The sequence below is a fragment of the Photobacterium sp. ABD4_091 genome (assembly GCF_056160145.1).
The window spans coordinates 388,223-404,333 of record NZ_JBSWWQ010000003.1 but is presented as its reverse complement, the minus strand read 5'-3'; the positions used below and the strand labels follow the sequence as shown (position 1 = coordinate 404,333).

16 protein-coding genes are annotated in these 16,111 nt (G+C 48.4%); 10 read left to right on the top strand and 6 right to left on the bottom strand.

Annotated elements, in window-relative coordinates; all coding sequences use genetic code 11:
- Positions 1-12: 12 nt before the first annotated feature.
- The gene (gene hpaH / locus ACXAGQ_RS23255; protein ID WP_475244427.1) at positions 13-816 is read right to left on the bottom strand and encodes a 2-oxo-hept-4-ene-1,7-dioate hydratase; all 804 of its coding nucleotides are present in this window, start codon (positions 814-816) and stop codon (positions 13-15) included.
- A gap of 471 nt (positions 817-1,287) precedes the next feature.
- Between hpaH and ACXAGQ_RS23250 the strand changes: the two genes are divergently transcribed.
- From ACXAGQ_RS23250 to ACXAGQ_RS23220, 7 genes are all read left to right on the top strand, one after another.
- The gene (locus ACXAGQ_RS23250; protein ID WP_475244426.1) at positions 1,288-2,313 is read left to right on the top strand and encodes a TRAP transporter substrate-binding protein; all 1,026 of its coding nucleotides are present in this window, start codon (positions 1,288-1,290) and stop codon (positions 2,311-2,313) included.
- A gap of 3 nt (positions 2,314-2,316) precedes the next feature.
- On the top strand, positions 2,317-2,844 hold the full coding sequence (locus ACXAGQ_RS23245) for a TRAP transporter small permease (RefSeq protein ID WP_475257150.1): 528 nt from the start codon (positions 2,317-2,319) through the stop codon (positions 2,842-2,844).
- On the top strand, positions 2,845-4,146 hold the full coding sequence (locus tag ACXAGQ_RS23240) for a TRAP transporter large permease (protein WP_475257148.1): 1,302 nt from the start codon (positions 2,845-2,847) through the stop codon (positions 4,144-4,146). It begins immediately after the preceding gene.
- 190 nt (positions 4,147-4,336) lie between these two features.
- Positions 4,337-4,762, top strand: a complete 426-nt coding sequence (gene hpaR / locus ACXAGQ_RS23235) for a homoprotocatechuate degradation operon regulator HpaR (protein WP_475257147.1) — start codon at positions 4,337-4,339, stop codon at positions 4,760-4,762.
- Positions 4,763-5,004: 242 nt separating this feature from the next.
- Positions 5,005-6,222, top strand: coding sequence for a GGDEF domain-containing protein (locus tag ACXAGQ_RS23230; RefSeq protein WP_475257145.1), 1,218 nt, complete (start codon positions 5,005-5,007; stop codon positions 6,220-6,222).
- Positions 6,223-6,269: 47 nt separating this feature from the next.
- The gene (locus tag ACXAGQ_RS23225; protein WP_475257144.1) at positions 6,270-6,956 is read left to right on the top strand and encodes an endonuclease; all 687 of its coding nucleotides are present in this window, start codon (positions 6,270-6,272) and stop codon (positions 6,954-6,956) included.
- Positions 6,957-7,117: 161 nt separating this feature from the next.
- Complete coding sequence (locus ACXAGQ_RS23220) at positions 7,118-7,696, top strand: porin family protein (protein WP_475257142.1); 579 nt, start codon at positions 7,118-7,120, stop codon at positions 7,694-7,696.
- 80 nt (positions 7,697-7,776) lie between these two features.
- On the opposite strand, the gene hpaC is transcribed toward ACXAGQ_RS23220, so the two are convergent.
- The 3 genes from hpaC to ACXAGQ_RS23205 all read right to left on the bottom strand — a co-directional run bounded on the left by hpaC (position 7,777) and on the right by ACXAGQ_RS23205 (position 11,996).
- Positions 7,777-8,283, bottom strand: coding sequence for a 4-hydroxyphenylacetate 3-monooxygenase, reductase component (gene hpaC, locus ACXAGQ_RS23215; protein ID WP_475257141.1), 507 nt, complete (start codon positions 8,281-8,283; stop codon positions 7,777-7,779).
- 208 nt (positions 8,284-8,491) lie between these two features.
- Positions 8,492-10,120 (bottom strand): polysaccharide lyase 6 family protein, encoded by a 1,629-nt coding sequence (locus ACXAGQ_RS23210; RefSeq protein ID WP_475257140.1) that lies wholly within the window; start codon positions 10,118-10,120, stop codon positions 8,492-8,494.
- Between the two features lie 94 nt (positions 10,121-10,214).
- Positions 10,215-11,996 carry a sodium:solute symporter family transporter gene (locus ACXAGQ_RS23205; RefSeq protein ID WP_475257139.1) on the bottom strand — a complete coding sequence of 594 codons (1,782 nt, stop codon included), beginning with the start codon at positions 11,994-11,996 and terminating at the stop codon, positions 10,215-10,217.
- Between the two features lie 437 nt (positions 11,997-12,433).
- On the opposite strand from ACXAGQ_RS23205, the gene ACXAGQ_RS23200 reads away from it, so the two are divergent.
- The 3 genes from ACXAGQ_RS23200 to ACXAGQ_RS23190 all read left to right on the top strand — a co-directional run bounded on the left by ACXAGQ_RS23200 (position 12,434) and on the right by ACXAGQ_RS23190 (position 14,619).
- Positions 12,434-13,129, top strand: coding sequence for an oligogalacturonate-specific porin KdgM family protein (locus ACXAGQ_RS23200; protein WP_475257137.1), 696 nt, complete (start codon positions 12,434-12,436; stop codon positions 13,127-13,129).
- 202 nt (positions 13,130-13,331) lie between these two features.
- On the top strand, positions 13,332-14,048 hold the full coding sequence (locus ACXAGQ_RS23195) for a FadR/GntR family transcriptional regulator (RefSeq protein ID WP_475257136.1): 717 nt from the start codon (positions 13,332-13,334) through the stop codon (positions 14,046-14,048).
- Between the two features lie 163 nt (positions 14,049-14,211).
- A complete protein-coding gene (locus ACXAGQ_RS23190) occupies positions 14,212-14,619 on the top strand; it encodes a GNAT family N-acetyltransferase (RefSeq protein ID WP_475257135.1) in 408 nt (135 codons plus the stop codon).
- Positions 14,620-14,831: 212 nt separating this feature from the next.
- Here ACXAGQ_RS23190 and ACXAGQ_RS23185 read toward each other — a convergent pair whose 3' ends face one another.
- Both ACXAGQ_RS23185 and ACXAGQ_RS23180 read right to left on the bottom strand, forming a co-directional pair.
- Positions 14,832-15,782: an alkyl sulfatase dimerization domain-containing protein gene (locus ACXAGQ_RS23185; protein WP_475257133.1), complete on the bottom strand. Its 951-nt coding sequence runs from the start codon at positions 15,780-15,782 to the stop codon at positions 14,832-14,834.
- Positions 15,758-16,072: a hypothetical protein gene (locus ACXAGQ_RS23180; RefSeq protein WP_475257131.1), complete on the bottom strand. Its 315-nt coding sequence runs from the start codon at positions 16,070-16,072 to the stop codon at positions 15,758-15,760. The genes ACXAGQ_RS23185 and ACXAGQ_RS23180 overlap by 25 nt, the downstream gene beginning before the upstream one ends.
- Positions 16,073-16,111: the final 39 nt, after the last annotated feature.

Here is a 16,111-nt window from a genome sequence, read left to right as displayed (position 1 = left end):
GCGTACTGCCCCCTAGACGAACTTGACCGAGATGCCACCGAGCGGGCCGAAGTCAGCATGAACACTGTCACCCGCTTTCACCGCCACCGGACGGGTAAAGGAGCCCGCCAGGATCACCTGCCCAGGTTCTAGCGAAACACCGTGCGGCGCAAAACGCTTGCACACCCAGCAGATCCCATTGGCAGGATGGCCTAATACACCAGCGGCTAGGCCGGTTTCTTCGATTTGGCCATTGAGGTAAAGCATGGCGCCAGCCCAGCGCAAATCGAGCTCGGTAGGCTTGATAGGACGGCCGCCAAGAATAATGCCGGCATTGGCTGCATTATCGGCAATGGTGTCGTACACCTTGCGGGTATAACCGGACTGAGGGTCGGTACGGTGGCAGCGGGCAGCAATCAGCTCCAGCGCAGGTACCACATAATCAGTGGCATTGAGCACATCGAAAATAGTAATGTTGTCGCCTTCGAGCTTGTCCTTAAGAATAAAGGCCAGCTCTACTTCAATACGCGGGTCGAGAAAGTCATCTGCGGGAATTTGGGCACCGTCAGGAAAAAACATATCATCAAGCAGTACGCCATAATCTGGCTGGTCAATATTCACTGCCATCTGCATTGCCCGCGATGTCAGGCCAATTTTGTAACCTTTTACTTCGGCCCCTTCACGGATTTTTCGTTCTACCCAACGGCTCTGGATACGGTAGGCGTCATCCATACTCATCTCTGGGTAGTCTAGGGTTAGTGCCGGGATCTGCTCCCTTCCTTTCTCGGCTTTATATAACCGCTCTGCCGCTACATGAATTTGATCTTCCGTTAACATTTCGCATTCCTTTTTTCTGGCTGACTGATTGCCAACGTCCCTCGTCCACGGTCATGCTGTCAGGGAAAGCAATTAGTAACTAATTAACATGTTAAATACATTAGTTAATATATTAACTAATGTCCAGCAATTCAATGAAACCAGAGAAAAATCAATATAAATCAAATGCTTAAACTCGAAAATGGACATTTAATCATTTGTCACGCAAATCTAGTTACATTCAATTTGCCGGAAAGATCACATTTGTAGGAGGTATTTACAGACTGGTCATTAATCAAACAAGTCAGAAAATAATTTCGGGAGTGATTTTATTTTCGAATCATTGATCCAGTTAACAAAGCAACAGGAAATTAACACACTTCATTAACAACCCCTTTGCTTTCTGGCGAATTAGTTAATATGTTAACTAAAGTCCAATAACGACTCACCCAGTGAGCACTACTCATCATCCATAACTAAAGGAATCCTGTTATGCGTGTAACCAAAATTGCCTCCATGACTACCGCTGCACTAATGATGTTTTCCACTTATGCCGTACAAGCAGCCCCTGAAAAAACAATCAAGATCAGTACTTGGGGTTCGCCAAACCACGGTATCAACAAAGTTGTTTGGCCAACGTGGGGGGAATGGGTTGAAGAGGCCACTGAAGGCCGCGTGACCGTAAAAGTGGAGTATGACCTTGCCCCACCGCAAACCCAGATTGATGTTGTGACCGACGGCATCGGTGAAGTCACCTGGATTTACCATGGCCACAAGGCAGGACGCTTCAAGCTTACCCAGCTGCCTGAGATCCCAACTTTTTCAGACTACGCCAGCTCAGAGCTGATCTCCCAAGCCTACTGGCGCACCTACGAAGCCTACCTAAGCAAAGGCCGCGAGCACCGCGGTGTTGAAGTACTGGCACTGAGCGTTAATGGCCCAGGCCAGTTGATCACCAAAGGGCCAGTGGGCTCACTGGACGATATCAAAGGCAAAAAGCTGCGTGTCGGTGGCGGCGTTATCTCTGATATTGCCAAAGACATGAAGGTGACACCGGTGTTTACGCCAACCACCAAGGTGTATGAGTCTATTTCGCAAGGCGTGGTCGACGGCACCTATCTGCCTTATGAATCCCTTGCTTCTTTCCGCCTCGCCGAAGTTGCTGACAACACCACGGTTTACCCGGGCGGGATCTTCCGCGGTAGCTTTGCCATCGTGATGAACCGCGACACCCTTTCAGGCTTATCGAAAGCCGATCAGGAAGCGATCCGCAACGTCTCGGGTGAAAAACTCTCTCGTCTGTTCGGCAAGATGTGGGATGACATGGACAACGTCGGTTACGAAGCCGGTATCGCTAATGGCCACACCTTTACTCCAGCGACACCGGAGATGATTGCCGACCTGAAAAAATCCACCGAGCCGTTGGTGAACAAATGGTACAAATCGGCCAAGCAACGCAAGATAGACGGCGAAGCGGCCTACAACTACTTCTATAAAGAGCTTGAACAAGGACTGTAAGCTATGAGTTGCTCAAGACTTTCTCAGGCGATTCGGCGAGGGTTGGAGGCCCTTGCCGCTCTCAGCCTGATGCTAATGATGGTGATCACCTTTGTCGATGTCGTCGGGCGCTTCTTCTTCAGCAGCCCGCTGATTGGCTCTACCGAGATGATCGAGGTATTACTGGCAGTCATGGTGTTCATGGCCTTTCCATTGGTGTCGTGGCAGGAAGAAAACATCTGCGTCGACTTGCTCGACAACGTATTCCCTAAACGATGGGTGGGTCTGCGCCAGGTGGTGATCAACCTGATCTGCTCCTGCTCGCTGGTTCTGGTTGCCATGATGAACTGGAAACTGGCTGGCCGCTCTATGGAGTATGATGAGGTCACGGAAATTCTTGAGTTGCCTCTTGGCTATGTCACTTACCTGATTTCTATTACCGGCTTTGTCGGCGGCTTACTGACTTTCTTCAATGCCCTGGTCTATGGCAAGACACTGTTCTCGCCTTCATCCAAAGCCCAGCCACTTAACACCGAGAGCAAGGGGGTTTAAATGATTGAATCAATTATTGGCTTTACGGTTCTGATTGCCCTTGTCTTCCTTCGCTTGCCACTGGCTTTTGCCATGGGTGTGGTGGGTTTCCTCGGCTTTTGGTACATCAATGACTACAACTGGAACGCGGCGATGTCGATGGCCGCCCGCCGCATTATCGATACCGGTCAGGACTACAGCCTGTCGGTGATCCCGCTGTTTATCCTGATGGGTAACTTGGTGACAAGGGCTGGACTCTCTAACGAGCTCTACCGTGCCTGTAACGCCTTTGTCGGACACCGTAAGGGTGGGCTGTCGATGTCGACTATCTTGGCTTGCGGCGGCTTCTCGGCAATCTGTGGATCTAGCTTGGCCACCTCGGCAACCATGTCGAAAGTCGCCATGCCGCCAATGCGTAAATTCGGCTATTCCGACGGGCTGGCTGCGGCCTCTATCGCTGCCGGCGGTACCTTGGGCATTTTGATCCCACCTAGCGTGATGCTGGTGATCTACGGCCTGCTCACAGAAAGCAGTATCCGCGAGCTATTCGCCGCTGGTTTCATTCCGGGATTAATCGGTATCGTCCTTTACCTGATGGCCGTGCAATGGGTGGTTTTCCGCAACCCAGAAAGCGCCCCTCCGGGTGAACGCGTCGGCTGGAAAGGCCGCTTTATCGCCCTTAAGGGGATCATGTCGACCATTTCATTGTTTGTGCTGGTAATGGGTGGGATTTATATCGGCGCCTTTACCCCAACCGAAGCGGCCGGGATCGGTGCAACAGGGGCCTTTGCCTTGGCTGCCTATCGCCGCCAGCTCAACTATGCCATCTTGCGCGACATTCTGGTTGATACCGCCAAAACGTCGGCGTCATTGTTTGCAGTCGTGATCAGCGCCCTGATATTGTCCAATTTCATTAACCGGGCCGGATTGCCGACAGCACTGATTGAAATGATCCAAGCCGTTAACGTGTCCCCGATGATGGCGCTGGGCCTGATCATATTAATCTACATCATTCTTGGCTGCGTATTCGAAAGTATGTCGATGATGCTGCTGACTGTGCCGATTTTCTTCCCGGTAGTGGTTGAGCTTGGCTTCGACCCAATCTGGTTCGGCATCGTGGTGGTAGTGGTCACCGAAATCAGCTTGATCACCCCACCGGTCGGACTCAACGTTTTTGTATTGTCCGGTATCATCAAGGATATAAACACCGCCACCATCTTCAAGGGAGTATTCCCATTCTGGGTGGCAGACATGGTACGACTGGCGCTCATCGTGTTGATGCCAGCTATCGTACTGTTTTTACCGAGCATCTTGTACGCCTAGCGGGTGCATTCACGGCGGGCTCGTTGCCTAGCAGCAAGCCCGCATTTTTTACATAACTTGGCGATATCCAAAGTAATATATAAGATCAAAATACAGCTATTTCTTTTCGGTACTTTGATTTATATTGTGAATATGTGTCTGAAACAAATAATAATTTGCGACAACACGGTAACGGCTAGAAGGTTATATTGTGACTAAGTACGAAGACTCGCTACCCCTGCAGCTGATACGCGCAAGGGATGTATCCATGGATTACTTCCGCCCTATCTTGGCGGACAATGAAATCACCGAGCAGCAATGGCGTGTGATGCGGGTGCTCGATACGCTTGGTGAAATCGATTTCTCCACCCTGTCCCGCGAATGCTGCATTCTAGGTCCTAGCCTGACTGGGATTGTGAACCGCCTTGAGAAAATGGGCTATGTACAGCGCAAGAAATCAGCCAATGACGGCCGCAAGTACTTTATCCACCTCACGCAAAAAGCAAAAGCACTGGTCGATGATCTGCGCCCGCTAATCGAAGCCCAGTACATTCAGCTTAAGGCCAAACTCGGCGAAGAGAAGTACCGCCAGCTTTCTTCCTTGCTTAATGCTTTGATAGATACCAAAGAGCAGTAATTATACTTGGCGTTAATATGCCGGGCTCAACTACAGCGATTTATTCTCCTGATACCATTATTATTCAAAATATACCCAAGTAACTTACCGTTACTTGGGTAAAAGCAATGTAATGTGATTACATTCTCACTTTACACCGTGTTATTGAGAATAATATTAACAGTACTCTATGATCCAATTACCTAAAAAGTGGGATATGGCTCCCAGCTACTTTGTTGCCTTACAAAGAGTGGTTAGTGAACATGGACTTTTTTACTCTCGATATAAGAACGCTCAACTTTATTATCATTCTGTTTTCTTGTATCTACAGTGTTGGCTTTCTTCTCTATCGGCGATCCCAAAAAGAAATACCGGGACTAGAGCTATTTGCATTATCTCTTTTGTTTATTGGTGTCGGTCCATTCTTCCTCGGCATGAGAGGAACAACACCAGACTGGTTTAGCATTGTCCTTGCTAATACTGTGATTATGTTAGGCTTTCAGTTGGTTCTGCATAGTTTATGTATTTTCAGAAAGGGTTCGCTGAAATTTACTTATTTTACCTATTCCTGCATCCCGCTCTCTATCTCGCTATTTTATTACTTCACCCACGTTTCGCCGTCAATCAAGGCAAGGGTTATGGTTATCAGTGTTTTCCTGGCCATCACCACATTCATATCAGCTATCGCAACGATAAAAGGAACAAATAAAGACTTGAAGATCGCAGTTTGGATGATGTCGACTTCTTTATTCCTCTATGGCTCATTTATGGCGTTAAGGGTCATTTGGACGTTATATTCTGGAGAGTTACATAGCTTCATGTATGCAGGAGTTATCCACCAGCTCACTTTCTTGTTCAGTATTATTCTAGTGGTTGCGCTGAGCTTCAGCATGATGTGGATGATCAACGCCCGCTTGATCAATTCTATCCGGGAGCTTTCGCGCCGAGATCCACTAACACAGCTCTACAATCGCCATGCCTTAGAGGGGAAGCTACCCAAATTAATGGCAAGCAGGCGTAAAGTGCAGCCACTCAGTATCATCATGACAGATATTGACAACTTCAAAATGATTAATGACAAGTATGGTCATTTGGCAGGAGACGAAGCGATAAAACGGGTCGCTCAAATCATCAGCGCGCAAACTCAAAACGCCTATTCGGCCTATCGGTTTGGTGGGGATGAAATATTGATTTTACTCCCCGAAACTAGCGTTGAAGATGCCAGAAACCTTGCCAACTTACTGAGGGCTAATATCTGTGAATGTGAGGTAATTGACAGCCTTGTATTAACCTCAAGTTTTGGTGTCGCTTGCCTTCAAGACGGTGAAAGCTGGGAGCAACTCGTCTCAAGGGCAGATCAAGCCCTATATCAGGCCAAGCAACAAGGAAGAAATACTGTGGTCTCTTGTTCGGGGCTCGCGGTCGCGCACTCTACGCAAACTCACCATAACGAGCTGGAGCCTTATGACAAAGCCTTGTGAATAAACTACGCTGTGTGCGGGGATCAAGCAGAGCAGAAATACAAACAATGGATACTATATCGAAAGGTACCTCAAGCCAGTTACATCTGATACAAGCCGTTTTCAGCACGCTTGAAAGCCATTATGGTTACTTCGACTGGTGGCCGGATACACCACCATACCAAACCATGCTAGGCACCATCCTCGTCCAGAATACCAATTGGAGAAATGCCGATAAGGCACTGAAGAATCTCGGTGAAGCTGCCAATAACCCGCACCTTATCGAGCTATTACCACTTGACGAACTGGCTCAAAAAATCAGGCCTAGCGGGTATTTCAATCAAAAAGCCATCAAACTCAAAGCGCTAACGGAATGGTTCAAAGGCTATAAGTACGACATAGAACAAGCTAGAGCGATTGAACTTCCAGCCCTAAGAAAGGAATTGTTAGCCATAAAGGGCGTGGGTGGAGAAACCGCTGATGCCATCTTGGTGTATGCCATCGGCAAACCCTCTTTTGTTATCGACGCCTATGCCCGGCGGATCTTCGAGCGCAACGGGTTGGATGTCCCCCCAAATTATGAAAAGTTCAGGCTTATGGTCGAGCAAGCCATTCCTGCCAATACCCAGCGCTATGCCTTTTACCACGGGCTCATGGTTGAACACGGCCAGCAGTTCTGCAATAAAACCCCTAGGTGCATTTCCTGCCCATTGAACACCACATGCATCACAGGAAAGCAGAGCTCCCATCAATAAAGATCGAAACAATTGCTTACATCTATCGCGAATTAGCAGTCAAATGCTTCGAAAAGATCCATTTTTGTCAGCTTTCTGTTATTTCACCTGACTTACTAATTACAACCCTAAGCTTGATCGCCATAATCTGCCCGCTTCCTATTTCCACAGTAAGGCAGATAATGAAAAAGTTACTCGCAACCGCAGCCTTAACCCTGCTAACTACAGCTCCGATGGTCGCTAGCGCCAATCAGCACCACACCCATCATCATTACCATCATGGCGGTCCTAACGCTTATCAGGGGCCGCGTGTTGGTTTGGGGATCTCTTATCTGTCTGACCGCTACATTGATACCGATACTGGTTTCAAGTTGGAGGGCGGGTATGATTTCAACCGTATCGTTGGATTCAACCTTTCCTATGAAGAGTCGGGCTACGACTACAAATACGGATCAGTGGACTATAGCACCATCAAACTGGGGGCTGACTTAGGCTATGCGTTCCCACTAAGCCCTAGCGTGTCTCTCAAGCCCTATTTCTCGCTAGGTTTTCACCGCACGACCGAAGACCATAACTGGTGTGAGAGAAAGTACTGCTACCACTCGAGTTATACCGACACCAACACCTATTACGGTTTCGGCGTGCGTCTGACAGCAGACATGTTTTATATCAATGTCTCCAACGAAGTCATGAAATTTGATGTGGGACCTTACCGCTACGAACCTGACCAAATCGCAGTTACGGTTGGCTTGAAGTTCTAATCGACAACAGGCCGCCAAACTCGTTGCGACAAGAGTTTGCGGCCTGATAGCTGTTTAATATGTTGCTTGCACTGGTATTTTTAAGCCACTTCCGGCATCTTCCTTGTTGCTTCGACAGCTTTGAACTCACGCGAGAAGTACACCAGCGCATCGCTCTCGGCGGTGGTAATGGATTCAACTTCAACAAAGAACACGCTGTGAGTACCTACTTCGCTCACAGAGGCGATCTTACCTTCCAGCGTCGCCAGTGAATCAGTCAGTACCGGCACACCATGCTGGTTGAATTCCCAACCCGGTAGCTGGAATCGGTCTTCCATTGCCATGCCTGTCATCCCAGCAAAATGCATCGACATGTCTTTATGTTCGGCAGCACATACATTCACGCAGATACGGCCATTGTCCTTGAAGATCTGGTTGGAAGCACTGTTGCGGTTTACGCACACCAATACCGTGGCAGGGCTATCGGTCACCGAACAGACGGCTGTCGCAGTCAGGCCAACAGTGCCTGCCTCCCCTCCTGATGTCACCACATTGACGGCTGCGGCAAGGTTAGACATGGCATCGCGAAACTGTTGTTGAATAGGCATAGTTCGTTCCTTCCTAGAGCTGGTATTGATATTGGATGTTGTAGGTTTGTGTGTATTCATTGTTACCCACCCCCAGCCAAAGCGACATAGACAGAAAATCCAATCACTTGTACTTTTCGGCTTGAGGTTGAACGCAACAAAAAAGCCCGGACACCTTGGAAGGTGCCCGGGCAAATTACGACAATTAACAAAACGTCAAACTAGAAAATTAGCTCTTCGGTGCTACGTGCAAACGGTAGCTAGGGCCGATTTCATCAGCAGTCAGCACGTGAAGTTTCGATACATCGGCACCGCCTTCAGCGAACTGGTAGAAGTCACCCACCTTGGTGTAGCTTGGTTTCTGCTGGGATACACCCGCTGGCACACCCTCGATACCATGAACCTGACCGAAGTAGATCTCGTCACTGTAAGTTGGGCTTGTTAGCGGTGTGGCAGGATCAGCACGCAGTGCCTGCAATGTTTCCTCGAGGTTGAACACCACGTTGCTGCTGAAAGTAATATGATCGCCGGTGAAAATAGCCTCTACCTGGCTGTTATCAAACAGGCTGACACGGTGGCCCTGGTTGCCGTGAACCATGCCGAACTCCACGTCTACCATGGTGTTGTTTTCCACTGTGACATTCTTCGGCGTCCACTGCTTGTTGAGCTCTTTGCCCTTCACTTCCTGGTCAAGCTGTTCGTTGTTCTTCACATCGATGATACCGGTGTTGATCACCACACCGCCGCGAACATCGGCATTACCGGCGATCTGGCCACCCGAGCCGCGCAGGCCAACTAGGTAGTTGTTGCGAACCACATGGTCTTCATCGTAGATACGGATACCACCAGTATCTTGCTTGTTGTTGCCGATGATCACGTTGTTTTCCACCACGTTGGCTTTACCGTGACGCAGGGAGATCATCGACGCACTTTCGAAGATGGTGTTGCCCGCGATACGGTTCTCGCCAGATTTAATCGAGATCAGCTCGCGCTCACCGTCAGAGTCCACCAGCAGGTTATTGACAAACTGGGTGCGTGACGGCCACTGGCTGCTCTTCGAGTCACCGATACGGATCGCTTCCCAGCTGTTGCCGTTGTAGCGGATGGCTTTTTCAATCGCCAACTCGTTATACTGGTTCTTCTTCTGCGAGTAGAAAATATTGCCTTCGATCAGGTGGTTATCCGCCTTATCGTCAATATTCTTCTGAATACCGATCAAGGTGCCGCGCTTGTGCTTACCCTCGAAACGGTTGTTGATCACCTTACCATCCTTGCCCCATAGCGATACCCACAAGTAACGTGGGTACTCACTACGACGCTCGTCAGGCTCGTACTCGTAATCATCGTTAAAGTAGTAGAAGGTTGAGTTCTGCAGGGTATTGCGCATACCTTCCAGACGCACGCCACCAAAGCGCTCTGCCGGGCCACCTTCGGTAAACACCAGGCTATCTAGGGTAATGTCATCGCCTTTGACGACCAGCTGCACCAAACCGGTCAGCAGCACTGTTCCCGGCTGTTCAGCTTTGACTGTAATGTCGTCGGCTGTCAATTCAACCACACCTAGGTTGGCATAACGGCCAGGGGCAATACTGATCACCTCACCCGGCTTGGCATTTTCAAGCTGTTGTTTCAACGCTTCAACGGCAGCTTCATTGGCTGCTTCTACCTTGGTGATATCCGCAACATCACGGCTTTGGGCTGCTACCAACTGCTCGGCAGTCAATGATTGCAGTGATACATCAGCAATGGATTGCTCAACTGCAGTCTCTGGCAACTGTACCGGCGTTGGTGACGTCGCATGGGCGTTGAAAGACAGCGCAGCTAGCAGAGCCAGTGCGATAGGCGTGTGTTTTTTCATTCTATTTTCCTTATTCCGGGCGGCAGAATCGCCGCCCGGATGTTTCACGGAGAGGATTTACAGTTTTGGATACAGCAGGTACTCGTCCCGCTTATTAGTCTTGCTCGGTAGCCAGTTCGGCGTTTTCTTCCACTTTGCCGTCAACCGCTTTGACTAGTAGCAAGCCCACACCAAGGACAATCGCACCACACAGAACGAAGATCATTCGGCCCCAGAATGGGTTAGGTAGAGCGAACATTGCCATCACACCCACACCAGCAGTAGCAATCAGAGAACCAAGCATACGGCGCTGTTTGTTATCCAGCTTCTTCTGCTCTGTTGATTCAGAAACCAATGGCGTTGCCAGGTTGTTGAAGAAGCGGTCAACGTCTTTCTGGCGCTCTTCAGATAGCGGCTTGTAGAACACGGTCGACAGGATAAAGAAGCCTGCAGTGAAAATCAGGTGACCAATCAGGCCGATGGCCACTTTCAAGTCAGACCATTCACGGCCAGTTAGCGGCTCAAGGTCGAACCAGTTCTGAACCATGTCTGCGGTAATAACGAAACCAACGAAGTAAGACACGATACCACCGACAACCAGCGTACCCCAGCCAGCCCAGTCCGGTGTTTTCTTGATAAAGAAGCCACAGAATGCCGGGATAGTCATCGGGAAGCCAATCAGTGCACCGACATACATCATGGTGTCAAACAGGCTCAGGCCTTTCAGCGAGTTGATGAACAGGGCAACCAGGATGATTGCGATACCGAAGAAGGTCGATGTCAGCTTAGATACCACCACTAGCTCTTTCTCAGGTGCGTTAGGACGCAAGATTGGCTGGTAGAAGTTCTTAACGAAGATACCTGAGTTACGGTTCAGACCAGAGTCCATTGAAGACATGGTGGCGGCGAACATCGCAGAGATCAGAAGACCCACCATACCTGCTGGCATGTATTCCTGAACGAAGTATAGGTAGGCAAAGTCACCGGCTTTAGAGCCTGCATCTGGGTATTGCGCCGCAAGATCAACACCTTGACCTGCAATGAACCAAGAAGGCATGAACCAGATTAGTGGGCCCATGGTCATCAGGATACAAGCAAGAAGCGCTGCTTTTTTCGCGTTCTTAGAGTCTTTGGCCGCTAGGTAACGGTATGAATTCAGCATGTTGTTGGTGATACTGAACTGCTTGAAGAAAAGGAAGAATGCCCAGATACCAAAGATGCTTAGGTAGTTAAGGTTGTTACCCGAAATGAAAGATGCGCCTTCTTCAAGTGGGAAGTTGTTGACGATTTCGCCCACACCGCCGCCTTGAACAACAGCAACGATAGTACAGGTCACCGTTACCGCCATGATGATAACCATCTGCATGAAGTCAGAGGCAATAACCGCCCAAGAGCCTCCTGTTACCGACATCACCAATACCACCAGACCGGTCAGGATAATGGTCATCGTCATATCAAAGCCAAAGATACCTGATGCAATGATCGCCAGACCATTTAGCCAGATACCCGCCGTGATAACACTGTTAGGCATACCAGACCAGGTAAACACCTGCTCATTGTGCTTACCAAAACGAAGGCGAATCGCTTCTATTACGGTAACCACACGCATCTGACGGAACTTCGGTGCGAAGTACAGGTAGTTCATCAGATAACCGAAGGCATTAGCCAAGAAGATGATCGCAACAGCAAAGCCGTCGTCATACGCTTTACCGGCAGCCCCCGTAAACGTCCAAGCACTGAACTGGGTCATAAATGCTGAAGCACCTACCATCCACCAAAGCATGCTACCTCCCCCTCGGAAGTAATCACTGGTGGTGTTGGTAAATGTCCGGAACATCCAACCAATTGCTATTAGGAACAAAAAGTAGATGCCGACGATCATGGTATTAAGATCCATCGTGGAAGTCCTTTTGAGTAGTAATTTGCTTATACTATAAAAACTCCGCCAACTTTCTTGTACTACAATATTCTTTAATCGCGATAACGATCACGATTATTTTAGGATAAAAGTAACACAAGAGCATAAAAACCAATAAAAACAATATCTTAAAATACACATAAACAACAAATACAGTAAAACAAAATATTGACTGAAATCAAAATGTCATACTTTTTTGATCGATTTCACGTTTATGACCAATGAAAAAATATAAAAAGAACTTCTCAAAAAACAACTAAACCACTGAATCCAATACCATTTACAATTTAACTGTGATCATGGTCACCATAGATCAGGATCACAATTAGCGTTTACCCCTGATTGACGGCAAAAATCAAAACAATACTATTGTATTACTTTATTAAGAACGCCCTACACAATTCAGGAATAACACTATGTTTAAACACTCTCCCCTGATGCTGCTTATTGGTTCAGCACTTATCGCAGGCCAAGTTAGCGCTGCTTCTATCGACTTCCGTCACGAATACCGCGGTAAATCTGAACAGCACTCTAGCCGTGTAAAGATCAATGAAAGCATTGGTGATTTTTACTTCAGTGGTGAACTGAAATTTAAAGGTGCAGATGGCAAGTTCATGGAAGATCTGCAAAACAATGGTTGGGAATTTGACTGGGGATACCGTTTCCGTCTAAACGACAACTGGACCCTTCAGCCAGGCATGCCAATTGAAGGCCGCAGCAGCGGTATGACCTATAAACCACAGGTGCGTTTGACTTATGCATTCGATAATGTAGAAGGCCTTACTTTGAGCGGTCGTTACCGTCATGACTTCAAAACTTACAGCGATGGCCAAAGCACTGATAAGCGCCACCGTGTAACAGGTAACGTTGGCTATAAAATCAATGACTGGCAGTTCGGCCTTGAAATGAACTACTACAAAGCAGAAGGTTACGAGCTTTTCGACGGTAAAGACACCAACTACGAGAATAATATTAGCATCCGCTACCGCCCAGGCGCTTGGAGCCCATATGTTGAGTTTGGTGACGTTAACTTCAACAGAACAGATGCTAGCGGTAACAACAACGATACCCGTGAGCTACGTAGCCGTGTAGGTATTACTTACAGCTTCTAATGGTTCGCCTCTAGAATATCGGCTACAGATAGACTGTTTTTTTAGCTAAAAATTGCCCCTAGCGGCAAAGTTTATTACCATAAAAAGCCGACGAAAGTCGGCTTTTTTGCCTGAAAAATTCAAAACTTCTCAAGCAACAAGTCTAAATCCAGTATACTGTAGTCATATAGTCATACATATTGTTATTGAACCAAGGATTAACATGTCTTCTAGTTTTACCGCGATTGCGGGATCCAAACGCAGCCTGCATGTGCAGGTCGCCCGCGAAATCGCCCGTCGCATTCTCTCTGGCCAGCTCGCTCAAGGCCAAGTGATCCCTGGCGAAATGACGCTCTGTGAACAATTTGGCATCAGCCGTACCGCCCTACGTGAAGCTGTTAAGCTTCTGACGTCAAAAGGCCTGCTTGAATCAAAACCGAAAATCGGTACCAAGGTTGTTGACCGCCTTAACTGGAATTTCCTAGATCCTCAACTTCTTGAGTGGATGGAAGGTTTGCAAAACGCCGAAGTCTTCTACCATCAGTTCCTTGGCCTGCGTAAAGCTATCGAACCAGAAGCCTGTGCACTAGCCGCTCGTAATGCCACAGCAGATCAACGTATCGAGCTATCTGAGACCTTCCAGCAGATGTGCGAAATTGCCGACGACTTTGACCAAGAGCGTTGGGCTGAAGTGGATATGCACTTCCACCGTTTGATTTTCTTCTCAACAGGTAACGACTTCTACTTGCCTTTCGGTAATGTGATGGCAACTATCTTCATGAGCTTCATCCACCACTCGTCTAAAGACGGCGGCGTATGTATCAATGAGCACCGTGCTATCTACGATGCCATTATGGCAGGCAATGCCGACAAGGCCCGTTCAGCGTCTCAGTTCCTACTGAAGGAAGAGAAACACCGCTTGCCAAGCGAAGTGGCTTAATTCACGCTCTTACCTGCACTGTATATATCCAATTGGCACCCTAAGCCGCTTGGATATATACAGTTCTTAATTCTCCCCTATTTCCCCCCTCTGAGTTATCACTCCACAAACTTGTCATATCGGGCTGCTAGGCTGGGATCGTCATACTTAAATGGGAATTGATATGATCCGACAAGCCAAAAAGGACGATGCCCCAGCCATTGGCATTTTGCTGACTCAGCTTGGCTATCAAGCCTCACCCGCAATTATCGAGTCAATGCTGGACGACAACAGGCAAACAACAATGGTTTTCGGTTGCGAAGACGGATTGCTCGGGCTTATTTCTTTGATCACCTTTCCGTATTTTCCCACCGGCGAGCAGATTTGCCGTATCACCGCACTTGTGGCAGAAAAAGATAAACGCGGCAAGGGCATTGGCTCAACGCTTATTGAAGTAGCAAAAAACCATACCAAGCAGCATGGCTGCCAATTATTGGAAGTCACCACTTCATTAAGCCGCTACCAAGCCCAAGAGTTTTATGCCAAGCAAGGGTTCGAGAAGCGCTCATTGCGCTATACGTTTGAAGTTTGAGTTATAAAAATAAAAACCTCGCATTGGCGAGGTTTTTGATAGATTAGCAATATTTACTTTTTCTCAATCTTATGAACAAAGCGGCACACCTCAGCATCTTCTGTCATCAGGTCATGGATTTCCACCCGGTAGTCAGGGTTGAGCACCTCACCGGTGTTCTGCTCCATGGCCGCAACCACATGGCGGCAAAAGTCAGCGCGACATTGTTTGTTTTATGTCGCCAACTGTGCTGACCATTGGTACTCGCCATCCTGATGGGCTTCTTTGGCCTGCGCAATCACCTTATCCACACCGCCCATCACCTTCACCATGCGACGCGCTTCATCGTTGCGCTCCAATGGGTGCAAATCAATGGAGTCATTACCGAACCAGTGCATCGACTGGTTGTAGTAACGTCGGGCATGGAAGCTCCATTCGCCATAGTTCTGATGCAAGTGCGGAGAGTTCGCCAACTCTTCAGGGAAGGTCACGTTGTACTGAATTTCATCCGGTGCCATACCTTGGCCAATGGCTTTTTCCGTCTCGGTGATCAGGTAGTCGATAGACTGCATCTGTGCCGTCAGCTGCTCTTTGAATACCTCACCAGATACCGGCTTGCCATGCACTTTGATACTGACATCGATATCCTGCTCCAGCAGCCACTGAGTTGCCTCACGCAGCAGTTCGGTGTCACGCCAGCGGTCGCCGCGCAAGGTAGAGAAGTTGAACAAGCCATGTGCCCAGTAGGTATTATCGATGCTGACTTTCTGTTCTGGCAGGTAAATGCTCAAACCATCTAGGGTATCTGAATGACCGGCATGGGTAACAAACGTCACCCCATCGAGCTCAAAGGTCGTTTCTGCGTCTTCCACCAGCTTGGTTGGCGCCATATAGCCTGAAATATCAGAGAGATCCACATTGACCAGACCCGTCACCGACGGTGAGTCTTCGCCCTCTTTTGGCAAGAAGGTACCCAGTTGAACCTGGCCTCGAACCATACGGGCAGGCGCTGTTGGCGATGTCACATCGGTCGATGCCGTCAGCTCTCTCTGGTGGTTTTGGTGGGCAACCACAACCGTATCATCGCTCACATTCCACTCGCCCGCTCCGAAGATATAGTGCCAGTGGGTATAAATAATGGCTGTAACAGGCTTGTTCGCTACTTCTGGCGGCAGCATCGACATAGCTTTTTCGCGTAATCACGGCTGATACCACCATCAATGACGATAATGCCTTTCTCGCCCTCGATCACATTGATATTATCCATACCAAGGCCAGTCACCGACCACACTCCAGGCTTAACTTCGTAAGCACCTTCGGTATATTGCTGATCTTTATTGTTCAAGCTTTCAGCAACAATGGCGCCAGTCGGGCTAACAACACTGTTTTGATCAACAGACAGAGAGCTGCTGGCAAATACCGATGCGGAAGATACGGCTGCAACAAGTGCTGCAACACAAGTAAGTTTAAACATAGTCTTACCTTTGCTTTATCGAAATAAGTTAATTCACCA